Origin of the sequence: Pseudoflavonifractor sp. MSJ-30 (assembly GCF_018918045.1) — a bacterium.
Classification (GTDB): domain Bacteria; phylum Bacillota; class Clostridia; order Oscillospirales; family Oscillospiraceae; genus Faecousia.
Window position 1 is genome coordinate 113911 of the sequence record NZ_JAHLPU010000051.1, and the last position, 18386, is coordinate 132296.

General features: G+C 53.1%; 12 protein-coding genes. 11 read left to right on the forward strand and 1 reads right to left on the reverse strand.

The window, feature by feature from the left end; genetic code table 11:
- Positions 1–426: 426 nt before the first annotated feature.
- The 9 genes from KQI10_RS08105 to KQI10_RS08145 all read left to right on the forward strand — a co-directional run bounded on the left by KQI10_RS08105 (position 427) and on the right by KQI10_RS08145 (position 10796).
- A complete protein-coding gene (locus KQI10_RS08105; RefSeq protein ID WP_216566896.1) occupies positions 427–1251 on the forward strand; it encodes a ParA family protein in 825 nt (274 codons plus the stop codon).
- A gap of 7 nt (positions 1252–1258) precedes the next feature.
- The gene (locus tag KQI10_RS08110; protein ID WP_216566986.1) at positions 1259–2158 is read left to right on the forward strand and encodes a ParB/RepB/Spo0J family partition protein; all 900 of its coding nucleotides are present in this window, start codon (positions 1259–1261) and stop codon (positions 2156–2158) included.
- Between the two features lie 182 nt (positions 2159–2340).
- Complete coding sequence (locus KQI10_RS08115) at positions 2341–3000, forward strand: hypothetical protein (RefSeq protein ID WP_216566897.1); 660 nt, start codon at positions 2341–2343, stop codon at positions 2998–3000.
- Positions 3001–3079: 79 nt separating this feature from the next.
- Positions 3080–7300, forward strand: coding sequence for a SpaA isopeptide-forming pilin-related protein (locus KQI10_RS08120; protein ID WP_216566898.1), 4221 nt, complete (start codon positions 3080–3082; stop codon positions 7298–7300).
- Between the two features lie 133 nt (positions 7301–7433).
- On the forward strand, positions 7434–8054 hold the full coding sequence (locus KQI10_RS08125; RefSeq protein ID WP_216566899.1) for a hypothetical protein: 621 nt from the start codon (positions 7434–7436) through the stop codon (positions 8052–8054).
- Positions 8051–8989 carry a hypothetical protein gene (locus tag KQI10_RS08130; protein WP_216566900.1) on the forward strand — a complete coding sequence of 313 codons (939 nt, stop codon included), beginning with the start codon at positions 8051–8053 and terminating at the stop codon, positions 8987–8989. Before KQI10_RS08125 ends, KQI10_RS08130 begins: the two co-directional genes overlap by 4 nt.
- A complete protein-coding gene (locus KQI10_RS08135) occupies positions 8986–9531 on the forward strand; it encodes a hypothetical protein (RefSeq protein WP_216566901.1) in 546 nt (181 codons plus the stop codon). The genes KQI10_RS08130 and KQI10_RS08135 overlap by 4 nt, the downstream gene beginning before the upstream one ends.
- 26 nt (positions 9532–9557) lie before the next feature.
- Complete coding sequence (locus KQI10_RS08140; RefSeq protein WP_216566902.1) at positions 9558–10457, forward strand: hypothetical protein; 900 nt, start codon at positions 9558–9560, stop codon at positions 10455–10457.
- Positions 10458–10466: 9 nt separating this feature from the next.
- Positions 10467–10796, forward strand: a complete 330-nt coding sequence (locus KQI10_RS08145) for a hypothetical protein (protein ID WP_216566903.1) — start codon at positions 10467–10469, stop codon at positions 10794–10796.
- Here KQI10_RS08145 and KQI10_RS11715 read toward each other — a convergent pair.
- Positions 10783–11082, reverse strand: a complete 300-nt coding sequence (locus KQI10_RS11715; protein ID WP_253285213.1) for a hypothetical protein — start codon at positions 11080–11082, stop codon at positions 10783–10785. The two genes, KQI10_RS08145 and KQI10_RS11715, sit on opposite strands and share 14 nt — an antisense overlap.
- Before the next feature lie 562 nt (positions 11083–11644).
- Here KQI10_RS11715 and KQI10_RS11720 point away from each other — a divergent pair.
- Together KQI10_RS11720 and KQI10_RS08150 are read left to right on the forward strand one after the other, a co-directional pair.
- Entirely contained in the window at positions 11645–11989 is a 345-nt protein-coding gene (locus KQI10_RS11720) for a TnpV protein (protein WP_253285214.1), read from the forward strand.
- A complete protein-coding gene (locus KQI10_RS08150; RefSeq protein ID WP_371818389.1) occupies positions 11917–18372 on the forward strand; it encodes a DEAD/DEAH box helicase family protein in 6456 nt (2151 codons plus the stop codon). The genes KQI10_RS11720 and KQI10_RS08150 overlap by 73 nt, the downstream gene beginning before the upstream one ends.
- The last annotated feature ends 14 nt before the right edge of the window (positions 18373–18386 follow it).

Genomic DNA, 18386 nt, shown 5'->3' on the forward strand with positions numbered 1-18386 from the left:
AAGAGAAAGTGAGAAGGCGATGAGCCTTCCGTGGACCTTGAAAACCGAATACACATTCATCAGATACATTCCTGCGCGGAGGCGAAAACCTCAGCCGAATGAAGGTGCGCCATGACCCTCCTGTCCATCCGGGTGATAACGGAAAGCAAGGAGACGAGCGTTTCCGAGCCATTCAGAAATATCCGACAGCTACGGATACGGCCATAAAACGCAGCAGGGATAATGATACTTCTCTACGGAGCTGGCGGAGAACCCGGCAGGGGTGAGATTCCCATGGACCCGATTCGCTATCGGGCGTCTGATGACTTCCTTTTCTGCATTTTGGGTTCGAGGAAAAATGAAATGCAGCGACGAAAGCCCCAAAAGGTATTTTGAGGCTTTCGTGGATCAGAAATGATTCAAATAAAGAGAAAGGAGGAAAACCCCATGGAAAACTGTAAGGTGATCGCCATCACGAATCAGAAGGGCGGCGTTGGCAAAACGACGACCACAGTCAATCTCGGTGTGGGACTTGCAAGCTCCGGGAAACGGGTCCTGCTGGTGGATGCTGATCCGCAGGGCAGCTTAACCGTGAGCCTCGGCATAAAGAACCCCGACGAGCTGGATGTATCGCTGTCGTCCCTTATGCAGTCGGTCATTGATGATGAGCCGCTTGCGGAGGGTGCAATTATCCGGCACCAGGAGGGTGTGGACTTGCTTCCCTCGAACATTGAGCTTTCCGGTATGGAAACGGGCCTGTTCAATGTTATGAGCCGCGAGTATGTTCTGAAGAATGCCATCGACGGCATGAGAAAAAGCTACGACTACATTCTGATTGACTGCATGCCCTCGCTGGGTATGATGACGGTCAATGCGCTGGTTGCGGCAGACAGTGTGATTATCCCGTCTCAGCCGAACTTCCTGTCAACCAAAGGTCTTAACCTGCTTCTGCGCTCCATTTCAAAGATCAAGCGGCAGATCAATCCAAGACTGAAGATTGACGGCATTTTGCTGACGATGGTGGATAACCGCACCAACAACGCCAAGGCGATTATTTCCTCGCTCCGCTCCACCGTGGGAGAGAACATCCGCGTGTTCCGTTCCGAAATTCCTTTTTCGGTAAGAGCTGCGGAGTGCAGTCTTTCCGGAGAAAGCATCTTCTCCCATGACAGGAACGGCAAGGTCGCAGCAGCGTATGAGGCACTCACAAAGGAGGTGACAGAGCTTGAAGAGCGTGCAAAAAATCGATCTGGGCCTGACCGGGTACGATGAGCTTTTCATGAATGACGCGGAGCGAAAGGAAAATAAACTCCCGCGCATTTATGATATCCCCCTCTCGGAGATCGACGATTTCCCTGACCATCCCTTCAAGGTGAAGCTGGATGAGGACATGGATCAGCTTGTCCAGAGCATCAAGGAGCGCGGGATCATCACCCCTGTCACCCTCCGACCAAAGGAGGATGGGCGGTACGAGATTGTGTCGGGGCATCGCAGAAAGAAGGCCTGTGAGCTTGCCGGCTTTGACACCGTGAAGGCCGAGGTGCGGGAAATGACCCGCGACGAGGCCATTATTCTAATGGTGGAATCGAACCTGCAGCGCTCTGTGATACTGCCCAGTGAAAAAGCTTTTTCGTACAAGATGAGGCTTGAAGCCATGAAAAGGCAAGCGGGCAGACCTTCAAAAGAAAATGCGTCGCCAGTGGCGACTAATTTTCTGCAAGGTCGATCTGATGTTGAACTCGGAGAACAGGTTGGCGAAAGCAAGGATCAGGTGCGGCGCTATATCCGCCTCACGGAGCTCATTCCGGAGCTTCTAGATTTGGTTGATGAGGGACGCATTGCGTTCCGACCGGCGGTGGAGCTTTCGTACCTGCAAAAGGAGGAACAGAGTGCCCTGCTGGAGCAAATCGCCTACGCAGATGCCACGCCGTCCCTCGCCCAGGCCATTAAGCTGAAGCGATTCTCCCAGGACGGAAAGCTGAACAACGAGGTCATCGAGTCGATTATGAGCGAGGAAAAGCCGAACCAGAGGGAGAAGATCAACATCAAGTACGCCGAGGCCAGAAGGTTTATCCCTGCCAGCATTCCCTACGAAAAAACCGGTGAGTATATTCTAAAAGCGCTGGAATATTATCACCGGTATCAGGAACGGCAGAAAAGTCGGAATGACGCAAGATAGGTTCTTCGCCAAGGGGGCAGTCTACCCTTTTGACGCTGCGTCAGCGCCGTTCCCCCTCTCACACTCTCCCCCCCCATTTACCGGCAATACCAGCTCAAAAGGAAAATATACAGGCGGCACAATTGAAGAAAACCAAGTGCATTCGTACAATATGAGAAAAAACAGTCATTGGAGGTCATCCCATGAAAAAGAATCTCATGTTGTGCGCGCTCCTGCTTTCCGTATTGCTTTCCGGATGCGCCGCAGAGCCCTTGCAAGGGCAAGCGGCAGCAAACACCACGAAGGCTCCCACGCCGCAGGAAGAGACATCTGCTTTCTTTGAGCCGGTATCCACAGAACCAAGCACTCCCGCCGAAACCCCGACAGATGCTGCCGATCCAGCAGCTTGCACACCAAATGAGGACAAACACGAAAGCGGCCCTGCTATTTCTTCTGAGCCGGTAAGCGCACCCACGGAATCGAACGCGCCGGCATCGGAAGAAGCCAAGCAGCCACCCGTGCTTCCGGAGAAGCCGGAGGAAACAGAAAGCCCCACAGAGGAACCACCCGTTCCTGTGATAAGCGAGCCGGAACCGACTCCGGAGACTGAACCTGTATTTGATATCGAGCACTGGATTTCTTACGCAAAAAGCACGGCGGTGAGCTTGGGACTGACCTTGGATAGCTCGGCAACCGACTGCTGGGACAATCCGATCACCGCAAAGCCGACCTGCATCTACCTGGAGCGAGACATTAACTCACGCCTGAACAGATATGCGAAGGATGGGGAGATAACTGCTGTTTGGATCTGGTACGAGTGCATCGGCACAAGCAGCTACCTGATCTATATCGGGTACGCATAAGCATCAACAAATCAATACACCGAAATGAGCATCGTGGAAGCACGGTGCTTTTTTCATGCCTTGAAGGAGGACAGAACGAATGAAGAAGATTCTCAAAAGAGGAATGTCGGGGCTGCTTGCAGTCCTCATGGCATTCACCGTGCTTGCGGGCTTTGGCACGACCACGGCCTTCGCCGCAAGCGAAACAGCGGAGTCCTATATGATTTCCTTCCCCCGTGACGGGGACGCTGCTCAGATTTACTCCGAGGACGCATGGGGACACTCCGCGAAAAACTATATGAACGGCTGGGCAACAGGCTCCAGCAACTATACTACCCTGCATTGCATGGATTCCTTCGACGGGAAGGTGTGCTACTGCATCGAGCCCGGCCTATCCCGAAATGTCGGCGATACCTATCACGGCTTCGGTGAGGATTTCTGGGATAACTATCCCAGCCAGTACAACAACACCATCGAGCCGGACGATATTAAGCTGCTGCTGGGGCGTATCATGCAGTATGGCTATCAGGGCAATCTCTCCACCTCGTGGAGATCGCAGAACGATTCCGATGCGGATAAGCTGGCCCACGCCTTCGCTACCCAGCTGCTCGTTTGGGAAACGGTTGTGGGCGAGCGCGATGCGGACTTTGACCATGTGAGCACCGGCGGCTATGATGAGATCCTGTCGCTGGTTTCCCCCAATCATCCGCTGTATAGCCGAATCATGGATTATTACGACAGCATCGAGTCCAGTGTGCAGAGCCATGCCGTTTGCCCCAGCTTTATGAGCAGAAGCAGCGGCGGCGCAAAGACCATTGAGCTTGCGTGGGATGGCAGTCAGTACATTGCCGAGCTCACGGATACCAACCGCGTGCTGTCACAGTTTACCTTCTCCGCCAGTGAGACAGGCTTCCATTTCAGCGTGTCGGGCAATACGCTCACTATCACCACCGATACGGCTCCCACCGGCAATGTGACGATCTCCGCAAGTCGAAGTGCATCCCGCTGCGGCGTTCTTGTTTGGACGGACTATAAGTACGGCCCCAACGGCGGCGTTCAGGATACCATCACCTATACGGCCTCCGTCAGCGACCCCGTAAGGGCATTTGTCAAGCTGAAGGTCAGCTATGGAGGCGCTAAAATCATCAAGACCAGCGAGGACGGCAGGGTGGACGGCATTACCTTCACCATCACCGGCGAGGGCGTCAATCAGAGCGTTACCACCGACCGAAACGGTGAAATTCACATCGACAATCTGATGCCCGGTATCTATACCGTCACTGAACAGAGCTACGACAAGTATGTACCCCAGGAAAGCCACCGTGTTACCGTGCTCGCCGGGCAGACGGCGACGGTTTCCTTCAACAATATACTCCGCCGCGGTGATCTGACCGTGACCAAGACCTCCGAGGACGGACTGAACCAGGGTGTGAAGTTCCACCTTTTTGGAACCTCCCTTAGCGGCCTTCCTGTAGATGAATACGCCGTCACCGATGAAAACGGTGTGGCGACTTTCCGGGATGTGCTCATCGGCACCGGCTACACACTGGAGGAGATGGACACCGCCATTCGCTATGTGATTCCCAACAGCCAGAGTGCCGCAGTGGAATGGAACAGTGTAACCAATAAGAGCTTTTCCAACATCCTCAAGAAATTCAATGTCACCGTCACCAAGAGCGACTGTGAGAGCGGAATGGCGCAGGGCGACGCTTCGCTTGCCGGTGCTGCCTACGGCATCTATAAGGGCGAGCAGCTTGTGGATACTTACTACACCGACGAGAACGGCCAGTTCACCACTGGCTATTATGTCTGCGGCGACGACTGGACGATTCGTGAGATCAGCCCCTCCGAGGGCTATCTTCTGGACGGCACCGTTTATCCTGTCGGTGCAGAGGCGGCCAATTACACCGTTGAGCTGAACGCTGCGCCTGCTGTGGCTGTTGCCGAGCAGGTGCAGAAGGGCAATATCGCCATCATCAAGCACACCGACAACGGCGACACACAAATTGAAACGCCCGAAGAAGGCGCGATTTTTGCCGTCTATCTGAAATCTGCCGGCAGCTATGAGGCGGCAAAGGATACGGAGCGGGACTATCTGACCTGCGATGAAAACGGCTTTGTCCAAAGCAAGGACCTGCCCTACGGCGTGTATACCGTGCATCAGGTCTCCGGCTGGGAGGGCCGTGAGCTGATGAGCGACTTTGATGTGTTCATTGCCAAGGACGGCGAGACCTATCGCTACCTCATCAACAACGCTAACTTCGAGTCCTTCATTAAGGTCATCAAGGTGGACGCGGAGACCGGCAATACCATTCCCTATGCGGGTGCGGGCTTCCAGATCTTCCGTCCGGATGGCTCCAAGGTGGAAATGACCTTTACCTATCCGGAGGTTACCACCATCGACACCTTCTACACCAATGACTCCGGCATGCTCATCACGCCGGAGAAGCTGGAGTTTGGCAAGGGCTACTCCCTCAAGGAGGTCTCCGCTCCTTACGGCTATGTGCTCAGTCATGAGGCGGTCAAGTTTGATGTGACCGAAGATAATTCCACCGAGGAAAGCGGCGTGACAATCGTTGCAGTGAAGCTTGGCAACTACGCGCAGAAGGGCATCATCAAGATTTCCAAAACCGGCGAGGTGTTTGCCACCGTCACGGCGGCGGACGGGGTCTACCAGCCGGTCTATACGGTGCAGGGTCTTGCAGGAGCAACCTATGAGATCAAGGCAGCGGCGGACATCTACACCCCGGATGGTACGCTGCGCTGTAGTGCCGGCGAGGTGGTGGATACGGTGACCACCGGCGCAGATGGCATGGCGGAGAGCAAGCCGCTGTATCTGGGAAAATACGAAATCACCGAGATGAAAGCCCCCGACGGCATGGTCATTAACAAGGACGCCCATACCGCAGAGCTTGTCTATGCCGGGCAGGAGATTGAGATCACCGAAACCGCTGCCAGCTTCTGCAATGACAGACAGAAGGCGCGGATTTCTCTTTCCAAGGTGCTGGAGCAGAACAAGCAGTTCGGTATCGGTATGAATAACGAGCTTTCCGCCGTGACCTTCGGCTTCTATGCCGCCGAGGAGCTTACTGCAGCAGACGGCTCTGTCATTCCTGCGGACGGACTGATTGAGATCCTGTCTCTTGACGAAAACGGAAAGGCTGTGCTCAAGAGCGATGTTCCCTTCGGCAGCTACTATGTCAAGGAAATCAGCACCGACAGCCACTATATGCTCTCTGATGAGAAGTACCCTGTGACCTTTGCTTATGCCGGCCAGGAAATTCCCACGGTGGAGCTTGCCGTCAATGACGGAAAGAGCATTACCAACGAGATGATCTACGGAGAGATCCACGGCATGAAGAAGGATGAGGACGGCAAGTCGCTGGCCGGAGCTACCATCGGCCTGTTCATCACAGACGGCACAGAGCCTATTCTGACCACTGTTTCCGCAGAGGACGGTAGCTTCTCCTTTACAGGTATCCCCTATGGCGAGTATGTGGTTCGTGAAATCGCTGCGCCGGAGGGCTATGTAATGGATGACACGCCTTATGCTGTGAAGGTAGATCAGAACGGCGCTGTGATCGAGATCGAGATCACCAACAAGCTCATTCGCGGCAGCGTTCAGCTGACCAAGGTGGATAAAGACTATCCCGATCATCACCTGAGCAGCGCAGTCTTTGAGGTATACCGTGGCGGAAAGCTTGTGGGCCAGATGGAGGAGCTGTCCGACGGCGTCTACAAGCTGGATGATCTGCCCTACGGCGATTACACGCTGAAGGAAACTGAGGCCCCCAAGGGCTTCTTCCTTGATGAGAAAACCTACAGCTTCTCCATTAAGGAAGATGGCAAAACGGTCATCGTGGAAAATGAGACCGGAAAGGGCTTTGTCAACCAGGCACAGACCGGAGGCATCCGCATTGAAAAGACTTCGGAGGACGGTGTGCTGAAGGGCTTCACCTTCCGCGTGGAGGGCTCGGATATCACCGGCAATGCCTTCAGCAAGGACTTTGTGACCGATGAAAATGGTCAGATTCACATCGAGGGGCTACGCATAGGTGATTATGTGATCTCCGAGGTGTCCAACAAAGCCAACGAGAAGTATGAGCTTCCCGCAAATGTCACCGTAACCGTTCACGAAGGAAAGACGGTCGTTGCCAAGTTCCATAACAAGCTCAAGCCTGTTACGGATATCCCCAAGACCGGAGATACCACCAATATGCCTCTTTGGGCAGCACTTGCCGGTATCTCTGCAATCGGTGCAGGTGCAGCGGCCTTCTTTACCTTCCGCAAAAAGAAGGAGGTAGGCAAGCATGAACGCTAAGGTCATTATCGGCATCGGTCTTGTGGTGTTTATTATCGCAGGGCTGATCGTTCTTCGCCTGAAGAACAGGAAGTAAAACGGCAAGGGGCGGCATCTTTTTACAGATGCCGCCCCGCTTATAAAAGGAGACGCTATGGAAGAGACAAGAAAAATCGGAGATTACTCCGTAAAGTATTCCATGTATATCGGGCACAAGGATATTGCGCTGGGTGAGAATCCCAACGCCGACAAGGATGAACGGTATATGTGTTGCTTCGTAGAGACCAACGCCATTTTCGAGCGCTATTCCGGAGTGCTGGTCAGCGACGATTTTGCAGAGATTGCAAAGGTGTTCGGCCAGCGCGTAGCGGATGCAGCCGAGGAGATTATTCAGGAAAACGAGAGAGCCTGTCAGGAAGTCGGCATGAATGAGGAACTCACAACAAATAGTTGTAAGTCCATTTCCTATGAGGATTCCATCGAGAGCAAGGTGGTTGTCATCAAGGGCAGCATTCTCCGGCCTGAGTTCCGCCACGCCAATCACCAACTTATGCTGTGTACCGGTGGCTTCGGCGCGCAGGCCAATGCGCGAGGCCGTACCTGCTACTGCATTTCTCTGTACGACGGGAGAAAGACCTCTTTTTATCGCACGGATTTTCTTGGTGTCATGGAGGAAAAGCGCCTTCCCGAATGGGCGCAGAAGGGCTTGGAGAAAGCGAAAGAGATGCACGCGAAGGAAAAGAAACCGACTAAAGAAAGAGGTGACGCAAGATGATCGAGTATGAAAAAAGAGCAATGATCGAGGCGGAGGACAAATATACCTTCCGTCAGAGCACGCAAATTTCCATGCAAACCGGACTGATCGGCCACCTCCGGGCTGATATGGACACGGACGGCAACGGCTTTTTCAGCAGTTGGTTTGACTTCCGGGAAGAGCTGAAAACCGACGAGTTTAAGGCGGAGTTTGACGAGGTAATCAACTCTCTGCGTGAGGAAGGCGACATTCTTCATAACCGTAGGGCGCTTGTCAAGTACTGCTATTGCACACCCCAAAGCCGGATGCAGGAGGAGCCGGGCTACTATGGCGTTCGTGTGGATACCGAAAAGTATGCCTACCTTCTGCGCCTGAACCCGGACAGGGGCGAATACAACCTATACTGCTATTGCTATCGCCGGGATTGGCTCGATCAGCACCTGAAGGACGCAGAGAAAGGAATCCGTTTTATTGACAGCCATTACAAGGAGCTGTTTCGCATTCCGGATGGCGGCAAGGTGAAAATCCACTATTCGTGGAATGAAGACCAGATTCGCACCTGCCGGTATATCGACGATTACCATGTGGAGATCGGGAGCAACCTCTATCACATTTGCGAGTTTGCCGAGCGCATGGAATACGGCGGCCATACCTGCGAGCCGATTCGGGACAACCTGCCCGAGCAGTGCTACAGCGTCCTTTCCGGCAGCGACGAAATCATTATCATCAAGCGCGGTGAAAAGGGCTACTTCAAGACGGACATTCCCGTTACCGACAAGGACGAAGCCCGGAGCATCGTGAATGAGTACAACACAAAGCTCGGCGTCAGCAAGGCGCAGGAAGAAGCCATGAAGGCCGGCTCTATGTTCGGCTTTCAGGTGCCCGCCGCAGACCCTAGAAATTACGATGCGGACGGAAAACCTGTGATGCCGAAGGACAGAGGTGATGCACGATGAGTAAGGACGATTATCGCATCTGGTCCAATGCTGACCTTGACTATGAGGAGTGGAAAGACTGGATGGAGGAAGAATATCCGACGCTTTCCGAGGACGAGCGCGTCGCCATGATGTATGAGGAAAATGGGCATTATCTTGAGGACGAACGCCTGAATTTGGACATCCAGCTTTCGCAGCCGATACTGGTTGTTGCCGATCTGGGGCTTTGGAATGGCAGGCGCACGGGATACAAAGAAATTCCCAGCGGCAATATCCGTGACTGCCTTTACTCTGATTACGACTACACCACATGGTATGTGGACAAGAGCGGAGATCTTCGGTGCGATGACACCCACCATGACGGTACAAACCACTATCTCTATCGGGTATATAAGGACAATGTTTCCCAGGCGCAGAAGGACCGGCTCAAAGAAAAAATCTACAACGGCACAGCCACTAGGGCAGATATTGCCCGTGTCACCCGCAGGCTTGGCGATGAGATCGGGAAGGTGTACGGCTGGAGCTTTCCTACCCGACAGAGAGAACGAGGTGAGGCACGATGAACCACCGCGGGAAGGAGGAAAAGTATTTGAGCGTTGATACGAGCAAAGAGATAGATGTGTTTTATCCAGACCTGAACGACGGCAAGATTCAATGGGTGCACTACGATACTACGCAGTCGCTGGTTGAAATCTGTGTTTTTAATAAAGAAACGATACGGGCGGTGAATGCCGCTTGCTGGGATGCTACTGAGGCCTTTCAAATGATTCGCGAGGTCAGCAATCGTTTCCTGCTGAGGCCAGGTATGGACGGCTATGAAGATACCATAATCCGCATGAGAAGCGACAAGCCCGCAGCTATTGGCTGCAGCTATCTTACTCTGGATCGATTGGAACAGTTCTTGGAGGCTGGAGAGCTTCTAAACAGTTACTGTATGCGGAAATTTGGGTGCAAAGCAAATTTCTCTGACTTGCGCAAGGTTGACTTGGGTCACAAAACGCTGGAAAGAGGACATACATTGCGGGTCTACGCGAATCTGGAGGATTGCCATATTGGGGTTTATTTGGACGGAAAGATTCTGGGTATGCGGCAGTTCGATTCGCTGCGGGAGATGAATTATACAGTGCTTTCGGAGCTTTCCTTCAATGACCTTACACAGCTGCCGGAATGGGCTGTTGCGCAACACACTGATATGAAAAAGCAGGTTAATCCCGTAGCGCGAATCGATTATTTGGACTTTCGTGGCAAGGTGGTCGAACACACCGAATATATGGATGAGACAGCTTTTCTGACCGATCTAAAAAATCAGCTGGACTGCGGTGTGCCGCTGTGCGTCGTTCTCTACCGAGACCAGAACGGCAAGACCATTTCCCGTGCGTTTCTGAACGACCTGGATACACTGCCAAAAGTACTTTCTGTTGAGGACAATCCTTACAGAAAGCTTCCGGCAATGGCTCCAAAGAAAAAAGAACACGAACCTGCGAGATAAGGAGAAGCTATGGATAAGAAGAAAGCCATCTGCGAGTATCTCCGTAAAAATCATATTGGCAAAGAAAATGCCATCCACAGCAAGGAGCTTGAAAAGCTGTTTCTGCTTGACGGACGAAATATTCGCCGCAAGATCAGCGCCTTGCGGCAGGATGGCTTTCCTATTTGCAGCGACGAAACGGGCTACTATTACGCAGATAACCAGAAAGAGATCAATACCACCGTCTGTCGGTTAAATGAGCTTGTGACGAAGGTATCCAACGCCAGAACCGGGCTTCTATTTGCATCGATCCTCGGAGAGAGTGAGCAGACCGTTGAGGTCACGATCAAAGTAAGATAAGGAGGGAGTTCCCATGCCGAGCAAATACAGAATCATTTTGGAGATGGCGTCCCAGACTGCCAGGGATATCGCCTCCAATGCCGACCGATATACCAATTTTCTGATTACGGCGGCAAACAACTACAAGTACAGCTTTAAGGAGCAGCTGCTCATCCATGCGCAGAAGCCGGATGCAACGGCGTGTGCGGAAATCGACACATGGAATAAACTCGGCAGATGGGTAAACAAGGGCACGAAAGGCATCGCGCTGCTGATCGACAGAGATGTTCCCTACAAGCTGAGACATGTCTTTGATATCTCCGACACCAACAGCCGCGCCGGAAGGAACATCACCCTTTGGCAGATGAAACCGGAGTACGAATATGCGGTATCGGAAAGCCTTCAGGCCAGCTTCGGCGATGTGGAGGAGCCGCGAGATTTCCCGCACCTTCTCATGGATATTTCCGGTTATGCCGTGGAGGATAATCTTTCAGATTATCTCATGGAGCTGAACGCTGTCAAAGCCGGCAGCTTTCTGGAGGAGCTGGACGACGCAAGCCTTGAAGCGTGGCTGAAAACCACGCTGAAAAGCAGCGTCGCTTTTATGGCACTCTCCCGTGCGGGGTATGAGCCGAGGCAGTATTTTGATCGGGAGGATTTCAGCCACCTCTTTGACTTCAACACCGTGGAGGTTATCTCCGTGCTCGGTGCCGCAGTCAGCGATATTTCTGAGATGGTCATCCGTGAAATGGGCGAAACCGTCAAGGAGATGGAGAAGGAGGAAAAGCGGAAGATTCGCACATTTGCGCAGACCGGTTCTTCTGCGTATCATAAGAACCGAACAGAAAACAAGGAAAGGAGCAACGAATATGGAACTGGCCTATACGATGCAGGGGGATTATCTGATTCCCGATCTGACCGTGCCGGAGAGCCCGAAGCTTGGGAAGTATGGAATGCTGCGGCGGACATTCCTCCGCGAGCACCGGGATGGGATCTACACCGGGATGCTGCTGAACGGAACACTGAACGGCCATCTGGAGGAGGTGGACCGGCAGGCGCAGAAGATGCTGGACGACCTGACCGAGCAGATGAAGGCGCTGAACGGAGTGACGGAGCAGCTGAAGGCAGAGGATCAGATGCAGTGGGTGCAGATGATGAACTCCATTCGTCACTCGGCGGAGGAAGTGATTCTGAACGACCTGATCTACGCGTAACCCTCCCCACAGTTGAACAGCAGCAGGAAATTATCGCAGAAGCGGAGGAAGAAAAATCCTCCGCTTTTGCTATTTCTCAGGAGGACATCGACGCCATTCTGACGCGGGGCAGCGGCATCCATCAAGGCAAATTCCGTATCTATGAGCAGTTTCTCAAACAGGATTCTTCCGAGAACAATATCACCTTTTTGAAAAACGAATATGGCACCGGCGGCGCGTATCCTGCAATTTCCGGCAGAAATCTCGATGAAAGCCACGACGCTAAAGGAATCAAAATCAGCAGAGGCAGAATCTCTCAGCCCGATGCAGAATTGCTTTTGCGGTGGAATAAGGTCGAGAAGCGGATCGGGGAATTGATCCGTGCCGACCGCTATCTGAGCCAGGCCGAAAAGGACGACTATCCCGCCTACCGGGAGCAGGCAGAGGTGCGTAAGGAACGATGTGAAATCTCTGATGAGTTCCGGTCGATTGTCTATGATTACAATGACTTCGTGACGCAGCTTGGTGAGGAAAGCAAAGCATTGAATCTGTACTATCTCTCAAGCTGCTGGAGTGCGTTCAGCGTGGGCGATAAGAAAATGCACGCCCGTATTGCGGCGGGCGACTTCATCCTCCCCATGATGCGCGAAGCGATGAATGCGATCATTGCGGACAACACCCACCTGACCGCACGATGCGAGGCTATGTTGGAAGCGTTGAACAGCGATGTGGCGAAGTCCCTTGAACCGACCTACGATGAGCTGAACCCTCCACCGGAACCCCGGAAGGAATACCGCTATCATCTCGGTGATACGGTCTATATCGGCACGCAGGAATACGAGCTGCTGTCTTTTGACGAGAAGAAGGTCGTCCTCTTTGATACACAGTTCCCGCTGTTTAACAAAGAGCTGTCTCGTGAGGAGTTCGATAACCGGCTCAAAGAAAATCCGCTGAATGACAAGCTGCTGCAAGTCGTGGAAGAACCCCCTGTCGCAGACAATACGAAGGCGAGAATATCCCTTGACACCGGCAGCAACAAGGTTCACTGGATCTACTTCAATCCCGATGCAGATGCAGGCGGACAGTATGTTTCCGGCGATCTTGATTTCTCTGTTTTTGAAGAGCTTGTTGAGCAGTATGACATTGCCAGCCATCCGGAAAACGCCGCCGACTTCCGAAATAACCTTGAAGAAATGTCGGATCAGTTCCTTGCGGACATCAATACTCCGTTCTTCATGGAAGCTGAAAATGACTATGAGATGGACTGCGATTATATCGAGTTCACGCCGGAAAACCTCCTGAAGATTCACGAGGATATTCTATCTTTAGAGGCAGACCGGGAAGCAGCGCGAGAGACTGACCGATATGAGGCGGAGTTTGGTGCGGACGGCACACGGGTATTCAGAGAAACGGAAGATTTGGCAGAAGACGATTCCAAAATTGAGAGCCTAACGGACGAAGAATTGGATGCTCTGCCCATCAGCACCGTCAAAGACGGCGAGGTCGTGACCTACCCCAATGCGGAGGCCTTGCTGGATGACCGGAAAGAATCGCTCGCCCCGCCTCTACAAGTGAAAAGGCCTTCCAAGATCGCGCCTCATGTGCTGCACCCGGAGATCAACACCGAGTACCGAACCAACTTCCAAATCGAGAGCGATGATATCGGCGTGGGCACGCCGCTGGAACGGTTCTATCACAATATCCGTGCCATTCAGCTTCTGAATAAGCTGGATGCGGAAAACCGGTTGGCGCCCCCTACCGAGCAGCGCGTACTTGCCGACTATGTAGGTTGGGGCGGTCTCTCTGAGTTCTTCAAGGAGGACAATCCCCATTATGCCGAGCTGAAGGATGTGCTTTCCGATGAGGAATATGCGTCGGCAAGAGAATCCACGCTGACGGCCTTCTATACGCCGCCCGTGGTGATCAAGGCGGTGTACAGTGCCCTGGAGAACATGCACTTTCAGACCGGCAATGTGCTGGAGCCCTCCTGCGGCATCGGCAACTTTATGGGGCTTGTTCCCGAAAGCATGTATGACACGAAATTCTACGGCGTGGAGCTTGACAGTATTTCCGGGCGAATTGCGCAGCAGCTTTATCAGAAAAACAGCATCGCAGTGCAGGGCTTCGAGAATACAAACCTTCCCGACAGCTTCTTTGACGCTGCAATCGGCAATGTCCCCTTCGGGCAGTTCAAGGTGCCCGACAAACGCTACGATAAGCACAACTTTCTCATTCACGACTATTTCTTCGCCCGCACTTTGGATAAGGTGAGACCCGGCGGCGTGATCGCCTTCATTACCTCAAAGGGTACGCTGGATAAGGAAAATCCCAATGTTCGAAAGTATATCGCGCAGAGAGCCGACTTGCTCGGCGCTATCCGGCTGCCGAATGATACCTTCAAGGCTGCTGCCGGCACAGAGGTCACATCGGACATTATCTTCCTCCAAAAGCGTGACCGATTGGTGGATATTGAGCCCGATTGGGTGCATCTGGCCACCGATGCCAATGGCATCCGGATGAACGCCTATTTTGTGGACAACCCTGAAATGGTGTTGGGCGACATGCAGATGGTCAGCGGGCCTCACGGCATGGAGTCCGCCTGTATTGCTTATGAAAATGCAGAGCTTGGGGACCTCTTGCGGGATGCCATCCAGAACATTCATGCCGAGATTACTGAATTTGAAATCGACGATCTTGAAGCGGAGGATGAGGACCTTTCTATTCCCGCTGACCCTGATGTACGCAATTTCAGCTTCACGGTGGTGGACGGTAAAATCTATTACCGTGAAAACAGCCGCATGAATCCCGTGGATGTTTCTGCAACCGCCGAGAGCCGTATCAAGGGCATGATTGCTATCCGAGATTGTGTCCGGACGCTGATTGAGTACCAGACGGAGGACTATCCCGATGCCGATATCAAGGCAGAGCAGGAAAAGCTCAATCGTCTCTATGATGATTTCAGCAAAAAATATGGGCTTATCAGCGCAAGAGCCAACAATTCGGCTTTCAATTCCGACAGCTCCTACTGCCTGCTTGCCTCGCTGGAGGTGCTGGATGATGAGGGCAACTTCCTCCGCAAGGCAGATATGTTCTCCAAACGAACCATCAAGCAGAAGGTAACGGTGCAATCGGTTGACACGGCTTCCGAGGCCTATGCGCTGTCCCTTGCAGAAAAAGCAAGAATCGATATGCCGTATATGTCAAAGCTCACCGGCAAAACCGAGCAGGAGCTGTTCGAGGATTTGAAGGGTGTTATTTTCCTCAACCCCATGCACATAAGCGAAGAGGACGGCAAGCCGAAGTATCTCCCTGCCGATGAATATCTCTCCGGCAATGTCCGTGAAAAGCTCCGTTGGGCAAAGCAGAGTGCGGAGCTCTACCCCGAGGATTACGGAGAGAATGTCCGTGCTCTTGAGGCGGTGCAGCCGGTTGACCTGACGGCAAGTGAGATTTCCGTAAGGTTGGGCGCAACATGGCTGCCTCCGGAAATCATTGAGGAGTTCATGTTTGAACTGTTCAGCACCCCACGCTACTGCCAGTGGAACATCCATGTTCACTACGCACAGTACACCGGCGAATGGAATGTGGAGGGAAAATCCTATGACCGCAGCAATGTAAAAGCCCACAACGCCTACGGCACCGGCAGAGTCAACGGCTATAAGATCATGGAGGAAACCCTGAACCTTCGTGATGTGAGAATCTTCGACTACATCGAGGACGGAAACGGTAGGAAAACGGCTGTGCTCAACAAGAAAGAAACCGCCATCGCACAGGGCAAGCAGGAGCTTATTAAGCAGGCCTTTGCAGACTGGATATGGAGCGATCCAGAACGCCGGGAGCAGCTAACCAAGCTGTATAACGAGAAGTTCAACAGCATTCGCCCCCGTGAGTATGACGGCAGCCACCTGAATTTCGTGGGAATCAATCCGGAGATCACGCTGAGGCCGCATCAGGTCAATGCCATTGCCCATATCCTCTACGGCGGTAACACCTTGCTTGCGCATGTGGTGGGGGCCGGGAAAACATTCGAGATGGTAGCGGCTGCGCAGGAGAGCAAACGGCTGGGATTGTGTCAAAAAAGCCTGTTCGTGGTTCCCAATCACCTGACAGAGCAATGGGCGAGCGAATACCTCCAGCTCTATCCCTCCGCCAATATTCTTGTCGCCACCAAGAAGGACTTCGAGACCAAGAACCGCAAGAAGTTCTGCGGGCGCATTGCCACCGGCGACTACGATGCGGTCATCATTGGGCACAGCCAATTTGAAAAGATCCCCATGTCCCTGGAACGACAGCGTGCTATCCTGCAGCAACAGCTGGATGAAGTGCTGGACGGCATTTCTGAATTGAAGAAAAATCGTGGGGATAATTTCTCCATCAAGCAGCTGGAGCGAACCAAAAAAACGGTCAAGCAGAAGCTGGACAAGCTCAACGATCAGTCCCGCAAGGATGATGTTGTGACCTTTGAAGAGCTGGGCGTTGACCGTATCTTCATCGATGAGGCGCATTACTATAAAAACCTCGCCGCATTTACAAAAATGCGGAATGTGGGCGGCATCAGCCAAACTGAGGCCATGAAGTCCAGCGACCTGTATATGAAGTGCCGGTATCTGGACGAGCTGACCGGCGGCAGAGGCGTTGTGTTTGCCACCGGCACACCCATCTCCAACAGCATGGTGGAGATGTACACCATGCAGAAGTATCTCCAGTACGGAGCGCTGCGCAGGAATGACCTTCTCCACTTCGATGCCTGGGCCTCCACCTTCGGTGAGACGGTGACAGCCATCGAGCTCTCTCCGGAGGGCACGGGCTACCGCGCCAAAACGAGATTTGCCAAGTTCTATAATCTACCGGAGCTCATGGCAATGTTCAAGGAGACCGCAGATATTCAGACAGCCGATATGCTCAAACTCCCTGTTCCGGAGGCCCATTACCACAGCGTTGTCTTGAAGCCATCGGAAACGCAAAAGGAAATGGTGGCCTCTCTTTCGGAACGAGCCGAGCGTGTCCGCAATAAGATGGTGGATTCCAGCGTGGACAACATGCTCCTCATCACCAATGACGGCAGAAAACTTGCCTTGGATCAGCGGCTCATGAACGATATGCTCCCCGACAGCGAGACAAGTAAGGTGGGCGCGTGTGCGGAGAATGTTTTTGATATTTGGCAGCGCACCGCCGATCGGAAATCGACACAGATGGTATTCTGCGACTTGTCTACGCCCCACGGCGACGGCAAGTTCAATGTGTACGATGATCTCCGAAACAAGCTGATTGCCAAGGGCGTTCCGGCAGAGGAAATCGCCTATATCCATACGGCAAACTCCGAGGCGCAAAAGAAAGAGTTGTTTGGCAAGGTGCGCTCTGGTCAGGTGCGGGTGCTCATCGGCTCTACGCAGAAAATGGGAGCCGGCACCAATGTGCAGACGAAGCTTGCGGCACTTCATCATTTGGATTGTCCGTGGCGACCGTCTGACCTGCAGCAGCGGGAAGGACGAATCATCCGCCAGGGCAACGAAAACAAGGAGGTCGATATTTACACCTATGTCACGGAGAACACCTTCGACAGCTACCTGTATCAGTTGGTAGAATCCAAGCAGAAGTTCATTGGGCAGATCATGACCAGCAAATCCCCGGTGCGCTCTGCGGAGGACATTGACGAAACCGCCCTGAGCTATGCGGAAATCAAGGCGCTGTGCGCCGGCAATCCCCACATCAAGGAGAAGATGGATCTGGACATTGATGTGTCCCGTCTGAAGCTGCTCAAGGCCAACCATCTGAGCCAACGCTATTCGCTGGAGGATCAAATCCTGAAGGAGTTTCCGCAGAAAATCAAATCGTTGGAGCAGCGCATTGAGGGCTATCGGGCGGATATTGACCAGCGAAAAAGAAATACCGAGCCCAACGAGGACGGCTTCTCTCCGATGTTTATGCCGGGCGGCACGGTAAGGGAAAAGAAGGCTGCCGGCGATGCTATTCTCGGGCTTTGCAAGTCCATGACAAGCCCCGACCCGATTCCCATCGGCCAGTACAGAGGCTTCGATATGGAGCTGTCCTTCGACACCTTCAGCCGAGAATATAAGATCACACTGATTCATCAGCTGCGGCACACTGTCACGCTGGGTGCGGACATCTACGGCAACATTCAGCGACTGGAAAACTCCCTCAGTTCTTTTGAGGAACGAATGGCAGCGTGTGCCGAGCAGCTGGAGAACACCCGGGTTCAGCTTGAAAACGCAAAGGCTGAGGTACAGAAGCCATTCCCCCAGGAGGAAGAACTTGCAGCGAAAACCGCCCGCCTGAACGAGCTGAACGCCCTGCTAAACCTGGATAAGACGGAAAATGAGATCGTGGACGGTGAGCGAGGTGAGGAGGAGCCGCAGCGCACTTCAAGTGATAGGGAAAGATAAAATCGAATTTGCAC